22 protein-coding genes are annotated in these 19,238 nt (G+C 66.6%); 4 read left to right on the top strand and 18 right to left on the bottom strand.

Going from position 1 to position 19,238, the window contains the following annotated elements; translation table 11 throughout:
- Positions 1-11: 11 nt before the first annotated feature.
- The 4 genes from KZ491_RS07910 to queD form a co-directional block, all read right to left on the bottom strand.
- The gene (locus KZ491_RS07910) at positions 12-365 is read right to left on the bottom strand and encodes a TfoX/Sxy family protein (protein ID WP_222565265.1); all 354 of its coding nucleotides are present in this window, start codon (positions 363-365) and stop codon (positions 12-14) included.
- Positions 362-844: a GAF domain-containing protein gene (locus KZ491_RS07905; RefSeq protein ID WP_222565264.1), complete on the bottom strand. Its 483-nt coding sequence runs from the start codon at positions 842-844 to the stop codon at positions 362-364. Before KZ491_RS07905 ends, KZ491_RS07910 begins: the two co-directional genes overlap by 4 nt.
- A 153-nt stretch (positions 845-997) precedes the next feature.
- Complete coding sequence (locus KZ491_RS07900; protein WP_222565263.1) at positions 998-1,435, bottom strand: phasin family protein; 438 nt, start codon at positions 1,433-1,435, stop codon at positions 998-1,000.
- 142 nt (positions 1,436-1,577) lie between these two features.
- A complete protein-coding gene (queD, locus tag KZ491_RS07895; protein ID WP_222565262.1) occupies positions 1,578-1,940 on the bottom strand; it encodes a 6-carboxytetrahydropterin synthase QueD in 363 nt (120 codons plus the stop codon).
- 95 nt (positions 1,941-2,035) lie between these two features.
- Here queD and fnr point away from each other — a divergent pair, with 95 nt between their 5' ends.
- Positions 2,036-2,812, top strand: a complete 777-nt coding sequence (fnr, locus tag KZ491_RS07890; RefSeq protein ID WP_222565261.1) for a fumarate/nitrate reduction transcriptional regulator Fnr — start codon at positions 2,036-2,038, stop codon at positions 2,810-2,812.
- Between the two features lie 42 nt (positions 2,813-2,854).
- Here fnr and KZ491_RS07885 read toward each other — a convergent pair whose 3' ends face one another.
- The 13 genes from KZ491_RS07885 to nirK all read right to left on the bottom strand — a co-directional run bounded on the left by KZ491_RS07885 (position 2,855) and on the right by nirK (position 15,269).
- The gene (locus KZ491_RS07885; RefSeq protein WP_222565260.1) at positions 2,855-3,583 is read right to left on the bottom strand and encodes a sulfite exporter TauE/SafE family protein; all 729 of its coding nucleotides are present in this window, start codon (positions 3,581-3,583) and stop codon (positions 2,855-2,857) included.
- Positions 3,584-3,585: 2 nt separating this feature from the next.
- A complete protein-coding gene (ccoS, locus tag KZ491_RS12880; protein WP_222565259.1) occupies positions 3,586-3,858 on the bottom strand; it encodes a cbb3-type cytochrome oxidase assembly protein CcoS in 273 nt (90 codons plus the stop codon).
- Positions 3,855-6,308, bottom strand: a complete 2,454-nt coding sequence (locus KZ491_RS07875) for a heavy metal translocating P-type ATPase (protein WP_222565258.1) — start codon at positions 6,306-6,308, stop codon at positions 3,855-3,857. Before KZ491_RS07875 ends, ccoS begins: the two co-directional genes overlap by 4 nt.
- A 21-nt stretch (positions 6,309-6,329) precedes the next feature.
- Positions 6,330-6,875 carry a FixH family protein gene (locus tag KZ491_RS07870; RefSeq protein WP_222565257.1) on the bottom strand — a complete coding sequence of 182 codons (546 nt, stop codon included), beginning with the start codon at positions 6,873-6,875 and terminating at the stop codon, positions 6,330-6,332.
- Positions 6,872-8,437 (bottom strand): 4Fe-4S dicluster domain-containing protein, encoded by a 1,566-nt coding sequence (locus KZ491_RS07865; RefSeq protein ID WP_222565256.1) that lies wholly within the window; start codon positions 8,435-8,437, stop codon positions 6,872-6,874. Before KZ491_RS07865 ends, KZ491_RS07870 begins: the two co-directional genes overlap by 4 nt.
- 22 nt (positions 8,438-8,459) lie before the next feature.
- Entirely contained in the window at positions 8,460-8,759 is a 300-nt protein-coding gene (locus KZ491_RS07860; protein WP_425493107.1) for a hypothetical protein, read from the bottom strand.
- Positions 8,756-9,688: a cytochrome-c oxidase, cbb3-type subunit III gene (gene ccoP, locus KZ491_RS07855; protein ID WP_222565255.1), complete on the bottom strand. Its 933-nt coding sequence runs from the start codon at positions 9,686-9,688 to the stop codon at positions 8,756-8,758. Before ccoP ends, KZ491_RS07860 begins: the two co-directional genes overlap by 4 nt.
- Entirely contained in the window at positions 9,685-9,858 is a 174-nt protein-coding gene (locus KZ491_RS07850) for a cbb3-type cytochrome oxidase subunit 3 (protein WP_222565254.1), read from the bottom strand. Before KZ491_RS07850 ends, ccoP begins: the two co-directional genes overlap by 4 nt.
- Positions 9,859-9,861: 3 nt before the next feature.
- Positions 9,862-10,476: a cytochrome-c oxidase, cbb3-type subunit II gene (ccoO, locus tag KZ491_RS07845; protein WP_222565253.1), complete on the bottom strand. Its 615-nt coding sequence runs from the start codon at positions 10,474-10,476 to the stop codon at positions 9,862-9,864.
- 10 nt (positions 10,477-10,486) lie between these two features.
- The gene (ccoN, locus tag KZ491_RS07840) at positions 10,487-11,980 is read right to left on the bottom strand and encodes a cytochrome-c oxidase, cbb3-type subunit I (protein ID WP_222565252.1); all 1,494 of its coding nucleotides are present in this window, start codon (positions 11,978-11,980) and stop codon (positions 10,487-10,489) included.
- A gap of 388 nt (positions 11,981-12,368) precedes the next feature.
- The gene (locus KZ491_RS07835; RefSeq protein WP_222565251.1) at positions 12,369-12,971 is read right to left on the bottom strand and encodes an SCO family protein; all 603 of its coding nucleotides are present in this window, start codon (positions 12,969-12,971) and stop codon (positions 12,369-12,371) included.
- Positions 12,968-13,744 (bottom strand): formylglycine-generating enzyme family protein, encoded by a 777-nt coding sequence (locus KZ491_RS07830; protein WP_343225576.1) that lies wholly within the window; start codon positions 13,742-13,744, stop codon positions 12,968-12,970. Before KZ491_RS07830 ends, KZ491_RS07835 begins: the two co-directional genes overlap by 4 nt.
- A 1-nt stretch (position 13,745) precedes the next feature.
- Positions 13,746-15,269 carry a copper-containing nitrite reductase gene (gene nirK, locus KZ491_RS07825; RefSeq protein WP_222565249.1) on the bottom strand — a complete coding sequence of 508 codons (1,524 nt, stop codon included), beginning with the start codon at positions 15,267-15,269 and terminating at the stop codon, positions 13,746-13,748.
- A 431-nt stretch (positions 15,270-15,700) separates the two neighbouring features.
- On the opposite strand from nirK, the gene fabA reads away from it, so the two are divergent.
- From fabA to KZ491_RS07810, 3 genes are read left to right on the top strand one after another with little or no spacing between them, the layout of a single operon-like run.
- Positions 15,701-16,216 (top strand): 3-hydroxyacyl-[acyl-carrier-protein] dehydratase FabA, encoded by a 516-nt coding sequence (gene fabA / locus KZ491_RS07820; RefSeq protein WP_043957992.1) that lies wholly within the window; start codon positions 15,701-15,703, stop codon positions 16,214-16,216.
- 2 nt (positions 16,217-16,218) lie between these two features.
- Positions 16,219-17,454 (top strand): beta-ketoacyl-ACP synthase I, encoded by a 1,236-nt coding sequence (gene fabB / locus KZ491_RS07815; RefSeq protein WP_222565248.1) that lies wholly within the window; start codon positions 16,219-16,221, stop codon positions 17,452-17,454.
- Between the two features lie 32 nt (positions 17,455-17,486).
- Positions 17,487-18,056, top strand: coding sequence for a DnrO protein (locus KZ491_RS07810; protein ID WP_222565247.1), 570 nt, complete (start codon positions 17,487-17,489; stop codon positions 18,054-18,056).
- Between the two features lie 69 nt (positions 18,057-18,125).
- On the opposite strand, the gene KZ491_RS07805 is transcribed toward KZ491_RS07810, so the two are convergent.
- On the bottom strand, positions 18,126-19,190 hold the full coding sequence (locus KZ491_RS07805) for a PLP-dependent cysteine synthase family protein (protein WP_222565542.1): 1,065 nt from the start codon (positions 19,188-19,190) through the stop codon (positions 18,126-18,128).
- Positions 19,191-19,238: the final 48 nt, after the last annotated feature.

Below are 19,238 nucleotides of genomic sequence, written 5' to 3'. Positions count from 1 at the left end.
CGCGCTCGCGCTCAGTCGGTTTGGTGATCGTCCGGGCGCGGGGCGACGGTATCGGCGGTCAGCACGGTCGTGGTGACCGGTCCTGCAGGATGGGTGTGGCGCGGTGGCGGCAAGTCGTCGATGGCGGCCTCCGCGGCAGCCACCAGTTCGCTGCGTCGCTCTTGGGACACATCCTGCCAATGGCAGTCCTGAAGCGCGCCTTCGATCGCATACAGCAGGTTAAGCGTGGGCCGGAAGCCTGCGCGCTTGACCCGCATGAAGGCTTCAACCGGGCCGGCTTCGGCCAGCTCCTCGCGGGTGCGCAGGCCCACCTGGTGCAGCCACGCAGCGGACTTGGGCCCGATGTTGGGCAGCTTGTCCTTCAAGCCAGCGACTCCACGAAGATGGCCGCGATCGTTTCCATCCCGCGCTGGTCATCGGCGTCGAAGCGGTCAAGTTCGGGGCTGTCGATATCGAACACGCCGATCAACCGGCCATCGGCGACCAGCGGAACGACCACCTCGGAGCGCGACGCGGAATCGCAGGCGATGTGCCCGGGAAAGGCGTCGACGTCGGCCACACGCTGGGTCTGTCGGGTGGATGCCGCGGCCCCACACACGCCCTTGTCCAGCGGAATGCGGACGCACGCCGGCTGGCCCTGGAACGGCCCGACGACGAGTTCGTGTCCGTCGTAGAAATAGAAGCCGACCCAGTTCAGTGCGGGCAGCGCGTGATAGACCAGCGCGGAAAGGTTGGCGGCATTGGCGATACGGTCGCTTTCCCCGGCGAGCAGGGAGCGGGCCTGGGACGCCAGCTCGGCGTATTGCTCCGGCTTGCTGCCGGAAAGCGTGGTGGCTGTGAACATGGCAGCCAGTCTAGCAGCGCTGCGGGGACCGTTTCCCAGCGCGTCTGCAGCGGCGCAAATCCGACCCGGCGGCTTGGCAAGGCCAACTCCCGGGCAATAAAAAACCCGGAGGCTTGCGCTTCCGGGTCTCTCCTACCGCCGAGGCGGTCAGTCTTACTTGGCCTTGGAGGCCTTGCTCGCGTTCTTGACGAACGACTGGGTCTTTTCATTGACCGCATTCGCGACCTGCTCGGCGCTGGACTGCGCAGTCTTGGCGGCCGAGGCGAGCTGCGACTTGGTGATGTCGGCAATCTGCTCGTTGGCCTTGCTGCTGTGCTCCAACACCTTCTGGCTCACGGCAACACCGCGCTCGAGGTTCTCGCGCGCAACCTGCACGCCCTTGGGCCAGATCTTCTTGACGCCGTCGGCGTCGCGCACTTCGACGGCTTCGCCCAGGAAGGCGAACGTGGCGTTGGCGCGGTCCTGGATGGCGGCCAGCTGCAGGGCGAAGATCGACTCGGTGCTTTCGATCGCCAGGCGATTGACCTGGGCGGCGGCATCGGCGAACTCACGGGTGGCGGCGGCAAACTGCTCGTTGAATTGGGTGTACATGACGGACTCTCCTGCTTATCTCGACAAGAGATTTGTCGATTTGTGCGTTGCAGCATATCGCAGCCTATGTTGCGATGCAACATAAGACGCTCAGGTCCGTTCAGCGCGGGTTTCAGCGTGTGCCTACGACCGACAAAAGCGGTCAGCCTCGGTAGCGGCAGCCCGAAGTGCAGGTCTCATGCACCACCACTTCACTGAGCAACGGCAGCGTGGGCTTCAGGCGTTCCCATATCCATAGCGCGAGTCGCTCACTGGTCGGATTCTCCAGCCCCGGCACCTCGTTGAGATAGTGGTGGTCCAGTTGCTCATACAGCGGCTTGAACGCGAGCTTGATGTCAGAGAAGTCCATGATCCACCCGGTGTGTTCGCCGGGTTCGCCTTCCACGTGGATCTCGATGCGGAACGAGTGCCCGTGCAAACGTGCGCACTTGTGGCCTTCAGGCACGTTGGGCAGCCGGTGGGCCGCCTCAAGGGTGAAACTCTTGAAGATGTTCATGGCCGCCATTGTATCGGCACGGCGCCGCGTGCCCGGAGGAACACGCTGAATCGGCAGCTTGGGCGATTCGTCGCCGGCCCTCCATGGTGGCAAGATGGGCGCACATGGAAACTCTATCCAAGCCGACGCCGGTCATCGACCTGGCCTCGCTGCGTCATGGTTGCGCCCAGTGTTCACTGCGACAGCTCTGCCTGCCCGCAGGGATCGGTGCCACCGATCTGCAACAACTGGACGAAATCGTGAAGCGCCGGCGGCCGGTCGGGCGCGGTGAGCTGCTGTTTCGCGCCGGCGACCGCCTCGGCGCGGTTTACGTCGCCCGCAACGGTGCCTTCAAGACCGTCAGCACCAGCGAGGAGGGTGATGCGCAGGTCGTCGGCTTCCATATTGCCGGCGAGTTGATCGGCCTGGACGCGCTGGGCGAGGGGGTTCACCGCTGCGATGCGGTCGCCCTGACCGCGGCCAATGTGTGCGAGGTCCCGTTCGACCAATTGACCGCCGTGGCCGCCCAGGTGCCCGGCTTGCAGCAGCAGTTGATGCGGGTCATCGGGCACAGCATGGCGCGCGACCAGGACCATCTGCAGATGCTGGTCCGGCGCCAGGCCAACGAACGCATTGCGCTGTTCCTGGTCAGCCTGTGCGAGCGGCTGCGGAATATCGGGGAGTCCGGCACCCAGTTTCGCCTGCCAATGAGCCGCGAGGACATCGCGCACTTTCTGGGTCTGGCGCTGGAAACGGTGAGCCGTGGCTTCACCCGGCTGCAGGACGATGGCGTGATCGCCGTGGTCGGGCGCAAGGTGGAAATCCTCGACGCGCCGGAGCTGCAGAGATTGGCGCAGGGCGGCGAGCTGGCGTGTACGGCGAAACGCGGCGCGACGGGCTGAATCGACTCAACGACGCGGAAGCGTGGGCGTTTTCCGGGACCGCTACACGGGCCGGGGCAGGCACCCCAGCGCGCCCAGCAAGCTGTGCAGCGCCGGTACCTGCATCAACCACGGCGAGGCGATGGTGAGCAGTCCGGCGGCAAGTACGAGCAGCCCGGCGCCAAGGCGCCATCCGCCGCGCTGGAGGCGTTGGCCCAGACGCGCGCCGGACCAGGTCAACGAGACCATCAGCGGCAGCGTACCCAGGCCGAAGGCGGCCATGGTCAGTGCGCCGTTGCGCGCATCGGCCTGCAGCCAGGCCGCGGCCAGCATGGTGGTGCTCAGTCCGCACGGCATCCAGCCCCACAGCATGCCCAAGCCGATCCGCTTGGCGCTGGTATTGGCCGGCAACAGGCGGCGCTGCAGCGGCCTGAGGTTCGCCCACAGTTTGCCGGTGCCGGGGCCTGACAGGAATGCCAGGCGCCCCTTGCGGTCGAGCAGGCGAATCGCCACCACCACCAACACCAGGCCGACGCCGGCGCGCAGTGCCATCGCAAGCCACTCCACCCGCGCCAGATCCAGGATGCCATGGCCGAAGCCGCCCACCAGCCCGCCCGCCAGGGTGTAACCCAGGACCCGTCCCAGATTGGGCTCGACCGCGTACTTCCAACTTGCCCGCGGTCCCATGGCCGAGAAGCCGGTGGCGATGCCGCCGCACATCGCCGCGCAGTGCACGCCGCCCATCAGCCCGGTCAGGACGGCAGCGCCCAGCGTGAGCCAGTCCAACGGCATCCTCAGTCGTTCCGGTCCGGCTTGGGCGCGTTCAAGTGCGCGTTTTCATTGGCCGGCGGCGTCGGCACGGTAGGCGCGGTGCCTGTGCCGGGCGGGTCAAGCCTGCTCGCCCGCGAATCAACGACCGGGCGGTCGTGTTCGTCCTCGCGCAGGATATCCAGCGCTGGAGTGTCCATGTCTTCAAACTGGCCGCGCTTGACCGCCCAGATGAAGGCCCACAACGCGAGCCCCAGGCCGAGCATGCTGACGGGAATCAGGAACAGCAGGATATTCATGGGCGACCCTCCGCGGCCGTCAGTCGGGAGTGGCGCCGTGCCGGCGCGGTTGCCGGCGCGCGGGTCAGGCGCAGTGCGTTCGCGGTGACAATCAGCGAGGACAACGCCATACCCAGTGCGGCGATCCACGGGGTGACCATGCCAGCGGCCGCCAAGGGCAGGGCGAGGACGTTGTAGCCGATCGCCCAGCCGATGTTCTGGTGGATGATCCGCCGCGTCCGCCGCGCCACCGAGACGGCCTCGGGAATGCGCGACAGCGACGAGCCGGTCAGCACCAGATCGGCGGCGCGTTGGGCCAGCGCGGCGCCTTCCCCGATCGCCAGCGAGACATCCGCGCCGGCGAGCACGGGCGCGTCGTTGAGGCCGTCGCCGATCATCGCCACGATCCGCCCCTGCGCCTGCAGCGCGCGGGCGTAGGCGAGCTTGTCCTCCGGGCTCTGCCGCGCGTGTGCCTCTTCGATGCCGACCTGCCGGGCGAAGCGTGCCACCGCACCGGCGGCGTCGCCGCTGGACAGGTGGACCGAGAGCCCCAGTTCACGCAGTGATTCGACCGCGAGGCGGGCGTCGGCGCGCTCCGACTCGGCCAGCTGGAAACGCGCGACCGCCCGGGTACCGTCACCGAGCCAGAGCCAGCCATCGTCGCCGGCGCCCGCGGCGAAACCCGCCTGCCCAAGACGCCACAACCGGCCGTCGACCACCCCCTCGATGCCCTGGCCCGGAACGGCGCGGACATCGCGGGCCAGGGGAGCGTCCTCCACGCGCGCAAACGCGCGCGCGATCGGATGGCCGCTGTCGCGCTCCAGCGCCGCCGCGATCCGCAGCACCTGGGCGCGATCCAGATCGGCCGACACCTCGACCGCCGCCAGCGCCGGCTTGCCGTCGCTGAGGGTGCCGGTCTTGTCGAAGACGATGTCGGTGGCGTCGGCCAGCCGGTCCAGGGCGTTCTCGCGTACCGCCAGCACGCCAAGCCGGGCCAGAGCCCCGTGTGCCGCGGCCAGCGCAGCGGGCACGGCCAATGACAGCGCGCACGGGCAGCTGATCACCAGCAGCGCCAGGGTGACCTCGAAAGCGCGTGACGGGTCGTACGCGCGCCAGCCGAAGTACACCGCGACCGTCGCCACCAACAGCCCGCTGACGAAATAGTGGGCGACACGCTCGGCGGTGCGGGCCAGCGCCGGACGCTGCGCCTGCGCCTGCTCGACCAGCCGGGCCAGTTGCGACAGGCGGGTGGCACTGCCGGTCTCTGTGACCGCCAGCCGGGCGGGCTGCTCGCGGCACACGGTGCCGGCGAACACCGGATCGCCCGCGGCTTTGTCGACCGGGCTGGACTCGCCGGTGAGCAGCGCTTCCTCGAAGCGCGCGTGGGCATCCAGCAGCCGGCCGTCGGCGGGCACGACTTCGCCCACCGCCACGCAGGCGATATCGCCGATCACCAGTGTCGGCAAGGGGATCGACTCCCGGCTGCCGTCGGCCAGCTCACGGGTGGCAAAGGCCGGACGGGCACGGGCCAGCGCGTCGACCTGTGCGCTGGCGATGTTGCGCGCGCGTTGCTCGAGCATCCGCGCGATCGAGAGCAGGAAGACGAACATCACCGCGGCGTCGTACCAGACGTGTTCGCTGCCCCTGATGGTGCCGACCACGCTGGCGAAGTACGCCAGCAGGGTCGAGCCGGCGATCAAGGTGTCCATCCCCAGTTGGCGGTGGCGCAGTTCGCGCCATGCGCCGCTGATGAACGGCCAGCCGGCGTAGAACACCACCGGCGTGGAGACCAGGAACGTCAGCCAGCGGAAAAAGTCGCGGGTCGGGATCGGCATCGAGCCGGTCGTGTCCAGGTACAGCGAGCCGGCGAGCATCATCGCCTGCATCGATCCCAGGCCGGCGACGCCGATCCGGATCAGGTCCCGGTTCCGTTGGCGGCGATGGGCCCGCTCCCGCGCTTCGCCACTGGCCAGATAGGGTCGGTAGCCGAGTGCCACGAGCCGCTGCAAGGGAACCGACAGCGAGGTCTGCGCCGGATCCCAGGCGACCCGGATCCGCCCGGTGACGGCGTTTGCGCCAGCCTCCAGAACGCCGGCCTCCCGTGCCAGCACGCGGTCGATCAGCCACGCGCACGCGGCGCAGCGCATCCCGTCGGTGAGCAGGGTGATCTCGCGGCCGCCGGGGATGTCGTGGGCGTGCTCGGCGAGCAGTTCGTCGCGGTCCCAGACCGCCAGATCCACGGGGTCGGTATCGACCCGGCCGGCGTGTTCACTGCGCAGCTGGTAGTAGTCGCCCAGATCGGCTTCGCGGATCCACTGCGCTGCCGCGGCGCACCCGTCGCAGCAGAACAGGCGGTCCGACCCATCCAGTTCGATGCGCGCCGGTGATGCGGGGAGCGCTTCCCCGCAGTGGTAGCAGCCGTCGGTATCCGCGAGCAGCGATTCGTTGCGCGTGGTGACGCCTGCGCTCATCGCCGTAGCCATTGCACGGACCTACTCGGCCTGCAACGAAGGCCGCAGGTTGGTGGCCTGCTGGCCCTTGGGGAGACGCCCTTTCAGGCGCCAATGGGAGTCCTCGGGCCCCAGCTCGACCTTCCAGTCGTGGCTGTCGTCCAGCTCGGCGTCGGCGCGCCAGCCCAGCTCGCCCGGGGCGAGCAGCAACACCGTGTCGCGCGCCGAATCGGTCGGGTGGGCCAGGGTCAGACGCAGTGGCGCGTTACGGTCGAAGGTGCCGCTGACCGGGAGCACTTCGACGAAGCCGCCCTCCGCGTCGGTGCGCACGATCGCGCTGAGTTTCTGCTCCCTGGCGAACGCATCCGCGCCGAGGTCCGCGGTCTGGATCTGCGCGGTGCGCTGGACGTCGTCGCGGACCACATCGTTGCCGTCGCCGCCAGCGATGAAGATCAGGCCGATGCTGGCGATCACCACGGCCGCCGGCAGCGCGATCACCAGCCAGACGATCGGCATCCGCCAGGGCGATTCCGGCTTGCTGTTGGCGTCAGCCGGATTGCCGGGTTTTTTCGGGGAGGCGTTGGTCATGGGGTGGGTCCAAAGAAGCTGCTGTCCGCGACCTGGCGGATGCTGCCGTCGGCCGACTCGATGATGAAGCGCACCTCGTGGCGGCCCTGCACGCTGGCCGGGGCGGTGACTTCCACCGGTACCGACGCGACCTGAGCGGCCTGCACGTGCACGTTGGTGCCGGCGTCGCGCAACTCGATCCCTGGTGTCTTGGCGTCCAGAGTGATGCGATAGTCCTGCTCCATGTCGGTCTTGTTGACCAGCTTCAGGGTGTAGCCGTTGTCGATGCCGTCGGCGGTGACCCGGTAGAGCGCGTTGCGGTCACGCAGCACGTCCACGATCAGCGGGCTGCGGGCGGCAATGCCCCAGGCCCAGGCACCCGTCAGAACGAGCAGCAGCGCCGCATAGATGAACACGCGCGGGCGCAGGACGCGGGTCGGCTTGCCGTCGATCGCGTTCTGGGTGGAGTAGCGGATCAGGCCACGCGGGTAGCCCATCTTGTCCATGACCTCGTCGCACACATCGACACACGCACCGCAGGCAATGCAGTCGTACTGCAGGCCGTTGCGGATATCGATGCCGGTCGGGCAGACCTGCACGCACAACGTGCAATCGATGCAGTCACCGGCCAGTTCGGGGTCCGGGCGCGGCAGGGCGACCTCCAGGCTGGCACCGAATGCGGCGTCGTTGGGCAGCCCGGCATCGGCACGCGCCACTTCCATGGCGTTGCCGGCGGCGTCGTGACCGCTCGCCCGGAAGACCAGTTCGTAGGCCAGCGCCTTGTCGAGCAGGCCACGGCCGCGCGAGATGACATCGCCCAGGCCGCGACGGCGAGGTCCGCGCGGCTCACCGCGCATCGGGTCGTAGGCGATGATCAGGGTGTCGCGGTCGAACATCGCGCTCTGGAAGCGCGCGTACGGGCACATGTAGCGGCAGACCTGCTCACGCAGGAAGCCTGCGTTGCCCAGCGTGGCAAGCGCGTAGAAGAACACCCAGAAGGTTTCCCAGCCGTTCCAGTCGAACGGCCAGATGCGCTGGCCGAGGCTGACGATCGGGGTGAAAAAACCGACGAACGTGAAGCCCGTCCACAGCGCGAAGGCGATCCACAGCACGTGCTTGCTGCCCTTGCGCAGGATCTTGTTGCCGTTCCACGGGCCGGCGTCCAGCTTCATCCGCTTGGCGCGGTCACCCTCCGTCCAGCGCTCCATCCACAGGAACACTTCGGTCCAGACCGTTTGCGGGCAGGCGTAACCGCACCAGATGCGCCCGGCCAGGGCGGTGACAAAAAACAGGATCATCGCCAGGATGATCAGCAGCATCGCCAGGAAGGTGAAATCCTGTGGCCAGAAGGTCAGCCCGAAGACGTAGAACTTGCGCGCCGGCAGATCGAACAGGACCGCTTGGTGGCCATCCCACTGCAGCCACGGGAACACGTAGTACATGCCCAGCAACCAGAACACCGCCGCCTTGCGCAGGCGGTCGAACCGGCCGTTGACATCTCGCGGATAGACCTTCCGCTCCTTGACGTAGACGGAGCTTCCGCTGCCGTCGTCAAGGAGGTCGATGTCGATTTTCTTGCTCACCGCAGACTGCCTGTAATGATGGTTACTTCGGGGGTAACGATTGATTGAACCTGCTTGCGGGCCGCAACAGCAGCCAGGTGAAGAGGCTCGATGACGCGGTCGCCAGCCAGAACATGAAGAAGCCGATCGTGTAACCCAGCCCCGGGGTGATGGACACCTCGGGGAAGGTCATGTCGCGCAGCTGCAAGGGATCCACGAGGGCGAAGAAAACCATCGTGGAGACTCCGGCCGCAAAGAAGCTCGGCCAGAGGATCGCTCCCACCCGCTGCGCCATCGGTCGCGGCGGGTGTTCCATTGGTGAGGGCTGCGCGTATTTACTCATTGAGCCGCCTTGGTATCCGCCGGCTTGTTGGACAATGACCAGACATACGCGGCCACCAGACGCGAGCGGGTCTCGCCCAGCACCTCGCGGTGCGCCGGCATCACGCCGTGGCGACCGTTCGCGATGGTCTGGTACAGGCTTTCCTTGCTGTCGCCGTACATCCAGTAGTCATCGGTCAGGTCGGGCGCGCCCAGGGCCTGGTTGCCCTTGCCGTCCACCCCGTGACACGCCACGCAGACGCCGTCGTAGAGCTTCTTGCCGCGTGCGGCCATGAAGTCGTTGCGGGTCGCCTGGTCGGTCGTACCCAGGGCGCGCACGTAGGCAATCACGTAGTCGACGGCGTTCTCGCCGCCCATGCCGGTCAGGACCTTGCCCCACTCGGGCATCACGCCTTCGCGACCGTCCAGGACGGTTTCCAGGATCGTGTCGGGCGCACCACCCCAATGCCAGATGTCATCGGTCAGGTTGGGATAGCCGATCGCACCCTGGGCCGAGGAGCCGTGGCAGGTCGCGCAGGTGTTGGCAAAGATCGAGCGTCCCAGGTTCAGCGCCACCGGATCGCCGGCGAGCTGGTCGATCGGCTTGCCTTCGTACGGACGGAACGTCTCGGCCAGGGTCTCATCCCAGATCGCCTTGTCCTGCGCGTGCTCGGTTTTCGACGACCAACCGCTGTAGCCGGGGTAGCTGCCGAGGCCGCCGTACCAGAAGAAATAGGCAATTCCGAACGCGATGCTGATGTAGAAGCCCTGGATCCACCAGCGCGGCATCGGCTTGTTGTATTCGGTGATGTCCTCGTCCCAGTAATGACTGGTTTCCTCCGGCTTCGGGTCCCCGGGGCGGCGCTTGGAGGTCCACCACAGCAGCCAGCTGATGCCGAGCAGGTTGAATGCCGCCAAGGCAATGACATACCACGACCAACTGGTGCTCATGCGTCCTGTTTCCTTGCGTCGTTGGCGACGATAGCCATGTCGCCCGGTTCGTCTTCAAGCGCGAGACGTGCCGTCTCATCAAATGCAGCCTTGTTCTCCGGGCGCCAGGCCCAGACCCAGATGCCGATGAAGATCAGCATCAGGAAGAGGGTGATCAATCCAGACAGCATGGTTCAACCTCCGCGGGGCGCATGCAGGCCGAGGCCTTGCAGGTAGGCAACGACTGCGTCGAGTTCGGTCTTCCCTGCCACGTCGTCCGCGGCGCTGGCCACTTCCTCGTCGGTGTACGGGTCGCCCAAGCGCTGCAGGGCCTTCATGTGGCGGGTGATCTTCTCGCCGCTGACCTCGTTCTTGGCCAGCCACGGGAACGCCGGCATGTTCGATTCGGGCACCAGGGCGCGCGGATCGACCATGTGGACGCGGTGCCAGTCGTCGGAATAGCGACCGCCGATCCGGGCCAGGTCCGGCCCGGTGCGCTTGGATCCCCACTGGAACGGACGGTCGTAGACGGACTCGCCGGCCAGCGAATAATGGCCGTAGCGCTCGGTCTCGAAACGCAGGGTGCGGATCATCTGCGAATGGCAGTTGTAGCACCCCTCGCGAACGTACACGTCGCGGCCGGCCAGTTGCAGCGCGGGGTAGGGTTTGACACCCGGCAGGGGTTTGATCGCCTCTGCCTGGTACATCAGCGGAACGATTTCCGCCAATCCACCCAGTGAAACCGCCACCGCCACCAGCACTGCCAGCAGGCCGATGTTCTTCTCAATCTTTTCGTGTCCGAAAGCCATCTTGTCTTCCTCAGCCCTTTGCCGCTGCCGCGTGTGGCGGCAGGACCGGATGTGCGGCAGGTGCGAGCACGCTCTGGCGTGTGCGCCACATGTTCCAAGCCATCAGGCAGATTCCCGCCAGTACCATCACCCCGCCCAGCAGGCGGCCCAGGTAGTACGGATAGGTGACCGCCAGCGACTCGACGAAGCTGTAGGTCAGCGTGCCGTCGGCGTTGGTTGCGCGCCACATCAGGCCCTGGGTGATTCCGGCGATCCACATCGAGGCGATGTAGAACACCACGCCGATGGTGTGCAGCCAGAAGTGCGCGTCGATCCACTTGGTCGAGAACATCTCCTTGGCCCCGATCAGGCGGGGATAGAGCGAGTACAGCGAGCCGAAGGAGATCATAGCCACCCAGCCCAAGGTGCCGGCGTGGACGTGGCCCACCGTCCAGTCGGTGTAGTGGCTGAGCGAGTTGACCGTCTTGATCGACAGGAGCGGACCTTCAAAGGTCGCGATCATGTAGAAGCTGATGGCGACGATCAGGAACTTCAGGATCGGGTCGGTGCGCAGTTTGTGCCATACGCCCGACAGGGTCAGGATGCCGTTCATCGCGCCGCCCCAGCTGGGAGCGAGCAGGATCACCGAGAACACCATGCCCACCGATTGCGCCCAGTCAGGCAGCGCGGTGTAGTGCAGGTGGTGCGGGCCGGCCCACATGTAGACCGAGATCAGCGCCCAGAAGTGAACGATCGACAAGCGGTAGGAGTAGATCGGGCGCTGCGCCTGCTTGGGGACGAAGTAATACATCATCGCCAGGTAGCCCACGGTCAGCAGGAATGCCACCGCGTTGTGCCCATACCACCACTGTGCCATCGCATCCACTGCGCCGGTGTAGAGGGAGTACGACTTGAACAGCCCGGCCGGCATGGCCAGGTTGTTGACGATGTGCAGCATGCACACGCCGATGATGTACGCGCCGTAGAACCAGTTGGCGACATAGATGTGCTTGACCTTGCGCTTGGCGATGGTGCCGAAGAACAACCACCCATAGGCCACCCAGACGACCGCGATCAGGATGTCGATCGGCCATTCCAGCTCGGCGTATTCCTTGCTCTGGGTGATTCCCAGCGGCAGCGTGATCACCGCGCTGACCATGGCCAGCTGCCAGCCCCAGAAGACGAAGCTGGCAAGCTTGTCCGAGAGGAGGCGGACGTGGCAGGTGCGCTGGACCACGTACAGGCTGGTGGCAAAGAGGACCGAGCCACCGAAGGCGAAGATCACCCCGTTGGTGTGCAGCGGGCGCAGGCGGCCGTAACTGAGCCACGGGGTGTCGAAGTTCAGCGCCGGCCAGTACAGCTGGGCAGCGATGAACACGCCGACCGCCATGCCCACGATGCCCCAGAACATCGTCGCCACCACGAATTGGTGAACGACCTTGTCGTTGTAGTAACCGCGTGGAGCGGCGGCCTCGGGTACGCCGGGAGCGCCCGGCCTTGCCACGGCATCGTGATGCACAGTCATGGATGGACCTTCATTTTGCGTTAGCACCTATTTTCCCGAATGCAAGCTGACGGGTACTTGATCTGGATCAATCTGGTGGGGTGCGGTGGGTGGTAAGGAGTGTCTGCGGTAAGCCGTCGCCCGACCACTTTCCGATGAGTCCGTGGCAGGTCTCGGCGCGCACCCGAACCAGCACGGGCGAACGGACACAGCGCCGCTCGTGATGGGCCGGCTGGGCGCCTTGACCGCCCGCCTGCCTGCCGCTTTGCTGAATACCAGCACTGGATGCGGCCAGGTACGGACATTGTAGATGATCGCGCCGACGAAACGCAGCCATGCCCGACGCCGGCGTAGCGTCAGGCTGTGCCGGATCTGGCGTGTGCCCGGATGGAGCCCCCGGAGGGACGGCTTACTTGAGTGCCTTGCGCACCGCGGCGACGAACTCCGGATCGGGCTTGCTACCCATCTTCTCGGTACGGGCCAGGATCCGGCCCTCGCCGTCCAGCAGGACCAGCGCACTGGTGTGGTTGAACTCGCCATCTGCCAGTGCGCGATAGCGGATGTTGAGCACACCTGCGACGGAGCGCACGTCGTCGGCTGCGGGGCTGGCCAGGGTCCACTGCGCCGGATCGAGTTTCCGTTGGGTGGCGATCTTGGCCAGTGCCTGCGGCGTATCGCGGGCCGGGTCCATGCTGATCAGGGTCACGCCGAGCTTTTCACGCTCGCTGTCGTCGAGCTGCTTCTGCACCGCCTTGCCACTGTCGATGATCAGCGGGCAGATGTACTGGCAGGAGGTGTAGAACATCGATACCAGCTGGGGCTGGCCGCGCTTGTCACGCCACGCGCTTTTGCGGCCGGCCTGATCGGTCAGTTGCACGTCCAGCTGGTAGACCGAGTTGCTCGGCAGGGGCGACTTCTGCGAAGCGGGGGAGGCGGCCAGGGCCGCGGCCGGGATCGCCACCGTGCCGCCAGCCAGCACGGCCAGGGCGATGGAAAGGGCAAGTGATTTCATGGTGTGTCCTTGACGCAGCGGAAACCCAGGTTGGCGGTGGTCGCCTCGGCGCTGAGCGAGGACAGCATCGCCACGCGCATCAGTACGGCGTAGTTGTCGCGGTCGTTCATCGACAGCGCGCCGGCGCCGCAGAAGCGGGCGTTGTCCGGGTCGCCCTGGTTGCGGTTGTCGGCGTCCATCAGCATCGAGGAGAAGTCCTCGGTCCATTCCCAGACCAGCCCGTGCAGGTCCTGCACGCCGTAGACGTTGGCCGGTTGCAGGCCGGCGCGGGGCAGGGCGGTGTTTGAGGGCCGCGAGTACCAGCGCAGGATGCGTTCGCGCCAGATGCGGTCGCTGCGGGCGTCGCGCCGGGTCTCATCGGCAGCCGCGGCGTATTCCCATTCCGTCCAGGTGGGCAGGCGGGCGCCCTGGGCGGCGCAGTAGGCGTCGGCAGCGAACCAGCTGACCTGTACCACCGGCTGGCCCGGCTTGGCCGTCTCGCCCAGCTCCAGCGGGCCGGCCCAGTGCGACAGGTAGCGTTTCTCGGCCATGACGGTCGGCACCCGGTCGCGCCGCCACTTCGGGTTGGCCTTCACGAACGCCAGGAAGTCGGCGTTGGTGACCGGGGTACGCATCATCGAGTAGGCCGCGACCGGCTGTTTGCCGGGCGCGTCTTCGTAGTTCAGTGCACTGGCAAACTTGCCGGCCGGTATCGGCAGGTAGTCCCCCTCGCCGGCGAGGACGCCGACGAAGGGGATTGCCACCAGGACCGCGGCGGCGATCGCACGGATCACGTCAGTGGCCCGCCGAGGCGTTGGCCGGCTTGCTCTTGCGGATTTCAGCGACCTGTTCCTTGGTGATCTTGCCACCCGGGTTGTTCCAGCTGTTGAGCACATAGGTGGAGATGTTGGCCACCTCGTCGTCGGTCAGCTGGTTCATCGGCGGCATGATCGAGTTGTAGTCCTCTCCATTGACCGTGACCGGGCCCTGCAGGCCGTGCAGGATCACGCGCGGCAGCGATGACGGGTCGGCCTTGATGTAGTCCGACGCCGCGATCGGCGGGAACACGCCGGCCATACCCTCGCCGTTGCCCTGGTGGCAGGTCGAGCAGGTGCCCATGAACAGCTCCTTGCCGGCCGCCATCTGCTCCTCGACGGTCAGATCGCCGCTGGCCTGCGCCTTGGCCGCTACCGCCACCGCACCCAGGCTGTCGCCGGCGCGGTCGCCGATGTACATCTCGTCGACTTCCAGTCCCGAGTAGATCTCCTTGTTCTCCGGGCCGTCGGCCTTGAGGATCGCCAGCGCACCCTTGTTGAAGGCGCGGAAGATGCTGTGGTCAACCAGCACGTAGCTGCCCGGGACTTCCAGGTGGAACTCCATCATCGCCGCGCCGCCCGCCGGAATCAGCGTGGTCTGGACGTTTTCCTGATAGTTGGTGCCGCCCTCGTACCAGACCTTGTCGAAGATCTCGCCGATGACATGGAAGCTCGACACCAGGTTGGGGCCGCCGTTGCCGACGTGCAGTCGCACGGTCTCGCCGACCTTGGCCGTCAGTGCCTTGTCGCCGGTGGTGGACCCTTCCGAGCCATTGAACAGGACGTAGGTCGGGTTCTCGTCGATCGCCTTTTCCATGTCGAACGGCTGCAGGCCTTTCTCGCGGTATTTGCCCGTGGTGTAGAAATCACCCTGCATCACGTAGTACTCGCGATCCACCTCCGGCAAACCTTCCGGCGGCTCGACCAGGATCATCCCGTACATGCCGTTGGCGATATGCATGCCGACCGGTGCGGTGGCGCAGTGATAGACGAACAGGCCGGCGTTGAGCGCCTTGAAGGTGAACTGGGTGCGGTGGCCGGGCGCGGTGAAGCTGGAGGCGGCGCCGCCGCCCGGACCGGTCACGCCGTGCAGGTCGATGTTGTGAGGCATCTTGCTGTCGGGCATGTTGCGCAGGTGGAATTCCACCGTATCGCCCTGGCGCACGCGGATGAAGCTGCCCGGTACGGTGCCGCCGAAGGTCCAGAACGTGTAGTCCACGCCCTCGGAGATCGGCATGACCTTCTCGATCACGTCCAGCTCCACAATGACCTTGGCCGGTGCGGTACGGCCGGTTGCCGGCGGCACATGCGGAGGACTGGTCAGGATCGCTTTGATCGGCTCACCCTGCGGCGGACCGAAGTCGCCCTTTCGCGATCCTACGATCTTGTCCTGGCTGGCGCCGGCGGCCGGTGTGTCGGACGACGGGCTGCTGCGGTCACAGGCTGGCAATGCCAGTGCCAGTGCCGCCAATAGCGGTATCAAATAGACGTTCTTGGGTTTCATCCGTGACTCTCTGTGGTGGTGTGAGGGTTGATGGCTGTTGGCTGTTGCGGCGACCGGGCACTTGCACGTGGAGCCGGGCGCGCGCTGGATTTGGGGCAAGGGTCGCAGCATCCGTGGCACTCAGTTTGATCCTGATCAAATTTCCGTCTATGACCGCGTTCTTCCGCCGGATTCTTGACCAGGATCAGGTGGAGTCGCTTCCCCGGCACAATCCGACGGGCGGCGGGAAAGAGTAGCCACCCAAGATCGACGGATTGAATCGCACACAACAGTACCCGCGATGTTGTGTGATTACCCAGCGTCACATCGTCGATTGCGATCTCTGCGGCCATTGGATACGGGAGCGTACGGCTGTGTGGGTTGACGTCAGTCAACACATTTCTTTCGCCAAACCGGCAGAATCCAAGGTTTCCCCTGCGCTGTGTGACTACATGAATCGACCTTCTTCCTTTGATCGCGAGCAGCTTTTGTCCTGCGCCCGCGGCGAGATGTTCGGCCCTGGCAACGCGCGACTGCCGGCGCCGCCGATGCTCATGTTCGATCGCATCACCGAGATCACCACCGAGGGTGGCAAGTACGGCAAGGGCTTTGTCCGCGCCGAGCTGGATATCCGCCCCGACCTGTGGTTCTTCCCGTGCCACTTCGAGAACGATCCGGTCATGCCGGGCTGCCTCGGGCTCGATGCGATGTGGCAGCTGTGCGGGTTCTACCTGCCCTGGCTGGGCGCACCGGGTCGCGGTCGCGCGCTGGGCGTGGGGCAGGTGAAGTTCAGCGGCCAGGTCCTGCCCGATGCCAAGCTGGTGACCTATGAGCTGGATATCCGCCGGATCATGCGCGGCAAGCTGGAGTTGGTGATCGCCGACGGCCGCACCCTGGTTGACGGGCGCGAGATCTATGTTGCCTCAGACCTGCGGGTGGGGCTGTTCACCTCGACGGAGGGTTTCTGAGCATGGGCGGTGTGGCAGACAGGCGCGTAGTGGTTACCGGCATGGGCATCGTGTCCTGCCTGGGCAACGATCAGGCCAGTGTGACCGGGGCATTGCGTACCAGCACCCCCGGTATCCGTTTTATCCCCGAGTACGCCGAACTGGGCCTGCGCAGTCAGGTCGCCGGCGAGCCGCAGATCGACCTGGTTGAGCAGATCGACCGCAAGGTGAAGCGCTTCATGGGCGACGCGGCGGGGTTCGCCTACGTCGCCATGCGCGATGCGATTGCCGACGCCGGCCTCAGCGATGAGCAGGTCCGCGACGTGCGCACCGGGCTGATCGCCGGTTCCGGTGGTGGTTCGCCGCAGTGGCAGATCGAAACCGGTGACCTTTTGCGCAACCGCGGTGTACGCAAGGTCGGTCCGTACATGGTGCCGCGCACCATGGGCTCCACCGTATCGGCAACGCTGTCGACCGCATTCGGTATCCGCGGCCTGAGCTATTCGATCTCCGCCGCCTGCGCGACCTCCGCGCATTGCATCGGCGCCGGAGCCGACCTGATCCGCCACGGCGCGCAGGACATCATCATTGCCGGCGGTGGTGAGGAGCTGCACTGGGGCATGACCGCGCAGTTCGATGCGATGGGCGCCCTGTCGACCAAGCGCAACGACGCCCCGGAAAAGGCCTCCCGTCCGTACGACGCCGACCGCGACGGCTTCGTCATCGCCGGTGGCGGCGGGATGCTGGTGCTGGAGGAGTACGAGCACGCCGTGGCACGCGGCGCGAACATCATTGCCGAACTCGTCGGCTACGGGGTGACCTCCGACGGCGTCGACATGGTCGCCCCGTCCGGCGAAGGTGCGGTGCGCTGCATGCAGATGGCGATGGCCGGCATCCACGGCACGCCGGTCGGCAAGGTGGACTACCTCAACACCCACGGCACCTCCACCCCGGTGGGCGATGTGGTGGAGTTGCAGTCGATCCGCACCGTGTTCGGTGACGACGTCCCGCCGATTTCATCCACGAAGGCGCTCAGCGGCCACTCGCTTGGCGCGGCCAGCGTGCACGAGGCGATCTACTGCCTGCTGATGATGCGCGAGGGCTTCATTGCCGGTTCGGCCAACATCGACTACCTCGATCCTCGCGTGGAAGGCTTCCCGATCGTGCGCGAAAGCCGCGACGCCACGCTGGACACGGTGATGTCCAACAGTTTCGGTTTCGGCGGTACCAACGCCAGCCTCGTGTTCGCGCGGGTCTGAGTGTCCCCTCGTCTTTCCAGGAGATTGATCGTATGAAGACACAGACCACGTTGGCCGTTGCGGTCGCAGCTGCGATCGGTCTCGGGCTGGCACTGTCACCGTCGGCGGTTCAGGCGCAGGACAGCACACACAGCCACGCCCAGCATCAGCAGGCCAAGCCTGCTGCGGCGGACGCGCACAAACACGCCGCGCACGCGGACCATCACGCCGATACCGCGGTGATGACGATTCCGGCCGACCACGTCAAATGGGAACCCGACGCGCCGCTGATGGAAGGCATGCGGCGCATGCGCGACGCGATGGCCGGCCTGCATCACCATGAAATGGGGCATCTCGATGAGGCCCAGGTGGACCAGCTGGCGACCCAGGTCGACGAGGCGGCGGCCTACATGTTCGCCAATTGCACGCTGGACGCCGAGCCCGACGTTGCCCTGCACGCGGTACTGGCCCGGCTGATGGCGGGCGCGGAAGCCCTGCACGGCGATCCGGCCGATCCGTCCCCGGTGGCCGACATGACCGCCGCGCTGGCGGACTATCCGAAGCTGTTCGACGACCCGGGTTTCGCGGAAGCGGACGAAGGGACCGACCACGACGACGCCTGAAACCGGTGTTCCGACCCGGGCGCGTCGGCCCGGGTCATGGCGGTGAACGCTGCTCCCGATTGGGCGTAATCAGGCCGGCGGGTGCCAGTCACCGGTGGCGAGCGTGGCCCGCAGCGCGGCTTGTGCGGGCGCCGGGTCGATCCCGTTGTCGGCCAGCCAGGCCGGGTCGTACAGGGTCTGGTCGTAGCGCTCGCCGGGATCGCACAACAGGCTGACGATGCTGCCGCACTCGCCCGCGGCACGCATCCGCGCGGCCAGTTCCAGACAGGCGACCAGGTTGGTCCCTGAAGAGCCGCCGTAGCGGCGGCCCAGCTGCTCTTCCAGCAGGTGCATCGCTGCCACCGAGGCGGCGTCGGCGACTTCGATCACCTCATCCACCACCTCGAACAGGAATCCGGGCTCCACCTTCGGCCGGCCGATGCCTTCAATGACGGTGGGCTGGCTGGCAATCGCATTGCGGTCGCGTGTGCGCCAGCCGTGCACGAAGCCGCTGCCGGCCGGTTCCGCCACGCAGAGGCCGGTTTCCAGCGCGCGGTAGCGGATGTAGCGCCCGATGGTGGCCGAGGTGCCGCCGGTGCCGGCGCCGCAGACGATCCACGCCGGGTGCGGATGCGGTTCGCAGGCCAGCTGGCCGATGATCGACTCGGCGATGTTGTTATTGCCGCGCCAGTCGGTCGCGCGCTCGGCCAGGCCGAACTGGTCCAGGTGGCAGGCGCCGTTGGCGGCATGCCAGGCGGCGCGTTCGTGCACCTGGGCGGGGTCATCAACCAGATCGCAGTGGCCGCCCAGCGCGTGCACGTCGGCGATCTTGCGCGGGGCGGTCGCGGTCGGCATCACGGCGGTGAACGGCAGGCCGAGCATGCGCGCGAACCACGCCTCCGAGATCGCGGTGCTGCCCGAGGACGCATCCACCACCGGCTGGCCGGGGCTGAGCCGGCCGTTGCACAGCGCGTACAGGTACAGCGAGCGGGCGAGCCGGTGCTTCAGGCTGCCGGTGGGATGCGCCGCCTCGTCCTTGAAGTAGAACTCGATGCCCGGGAAGCCCGGGAACTCCAGCCGCAGCAGATGCGTATCGGCCGAGCGCGCGGCTTCCTGGCGCAGGCACAACAGGGCTCTCGCGGTCCAGCTGCGCATCGTCGCGCTGTCGCAGACCGTTGCCGGTGGCGTCGCGGCGCTGGCAGG

The sequence above is a fragment of the Novilysobacter antarcticus genome (genome assembly GCF_019802285.1).
GTDB classification, from domain to species: domain Bacteria; phylum Pseudomonadota; class Gammaproteobacteria; order Xanthomonadales; family Xanthomonadaceae; genus Novilysobacter; species Novilysobacter antarcticus.
This window is presented reverse-complemented; position numbering and strand designations above follow the sequence as displayed.

Bases quoted from the DNA above. Each gene is read 5' to 3' on its own strand.
- KZ491_RS07835 (WP_222565251.1), bottom strand. From the start codon at position 12,971: ATGAAATCACTTGCCCTTTCCATCGCCCTGGCCGTGCTGGCTGGCGGC.
- KZ491_RS07885 (WP_222565260.1), bottom strand. From the start codon at position 3,583: ATGCCGTTGGACTGGCTCACGCTGGGCGCTGCCGTCCTGACCGGGCTG.
- ccoO (WP_222565253.1), bottom strand. From the start codon at position 10,476: ATGGCTTTCGGACACGAAAAGATTGAGAAGAACATCGGCCTGCTGGCA.
- fabA (WP_043957992.1), top strand. From the start codon at position 15,701: ATGAATCGACCTTCTTCCTTTGATCGCGAGCAGCTTTTGTCCTGCGCC.
- KZ491_RS07810 (WP_222565247.1), top strand. From the start codon at position 17,487: ATGAAGACACAGACCACGTTGGCCGTTGCGGTCGCAGCTGCGATCGGT.
- KZ491_RS07900 (WP_222565263.1), bottom strand. From the start codon at position 1,435: ATGTACACCCAATTCAACGAGCAGTTTGCCGCCGCCACCCGTGAGTTC.
- KZ491_RS07875 (WP_222565258.1), bottom strand. From the start codon at position 6,308: ATGAGCGCAGGCGTCACCACGCGCAACGAATCGCTGCTCGCGGATACC.
- ccoN (WP_222565252.1), bottom strand. From the start codon at position 11,980: ATGACTGTGCATCACGATGCCGTGGCAAGGCCGGGCGCTCCCGGCGTA.
- nirK (WP_222565249.1), bottom strand. From the start codon at position 15,269: ATGAAACCCAAGAACGTCTATTTGATACCGCTATTGGCGGCACTGGCA.
- ccoS (WP_222565259.1), bottom strand. From the start codon at position 3,858: ATGAATATCCTGCTGTTCCTGATTCCCGTCAGCATGCTCGGCCTGGGG.
- queD (WP_222565262.1), bottom strand. From the start codon at position 1,940: ATGGCGGCCATGAACATCTTCAAGAGTTTCACCCTTGAGGCGGCCCAC.
- KZ491_RS07805 (WP_222565542.1), bottom strand. From the start codon at position 19,190: ATGCGCAGCTGGACCGCGAGAGCCCTGTTGTGCCTGCGCCAGGAAGCC.
- KZ491_RS07905 (WP_222565264.1), bottom strand. From the start codon at position 844: ATGTTCACAGCCACCACGCTTTCCGGCAGCAAGCCGGAGCAATACGCC.
- ccoP (WP_222565255.1), bottom strand. From the start codon at position 9,688: ATGAGCACCAGTTGGTCGTGGTATGTCATTGCCTTGGCGGCATTCAAC.
- fabB (WP_222565248.1), top strand. From the start codon at position 16,219: ATGGGCGGTGTGGCAGACAGGCGCGTAGTGGTTACCGGCATGGGCATC.
- KZ491_RS07850 (WP_222565254.1), bottom strand. From the start codon at position 9,858: ATGCTGTCTGGATTGATCACCCTCTTCCTGATGCTGATCTTCATCGGC.
- fnr (WP_222565261.1), top strand. From the start codon at position 2,036: ATGGAAACTCTATCCAAGCCGACGCCGGTCATCGACCTGGCCTCGCTG.
- KZ491_RS07860 (WP_425493107.1), bottom strand. From the start codon at position 8,759: ATGAGTAAATACGCGCAGCCCTCACCAATGGAACACCCGCCGCGACCG.
- KZ491_RS07870 (WP_222565257.1), bottom strand. From the start codon at position 6,875: ATGACCAACGCCTCCCCGAAAAAACCCGGCAATCCGGCTGACGCCAAC.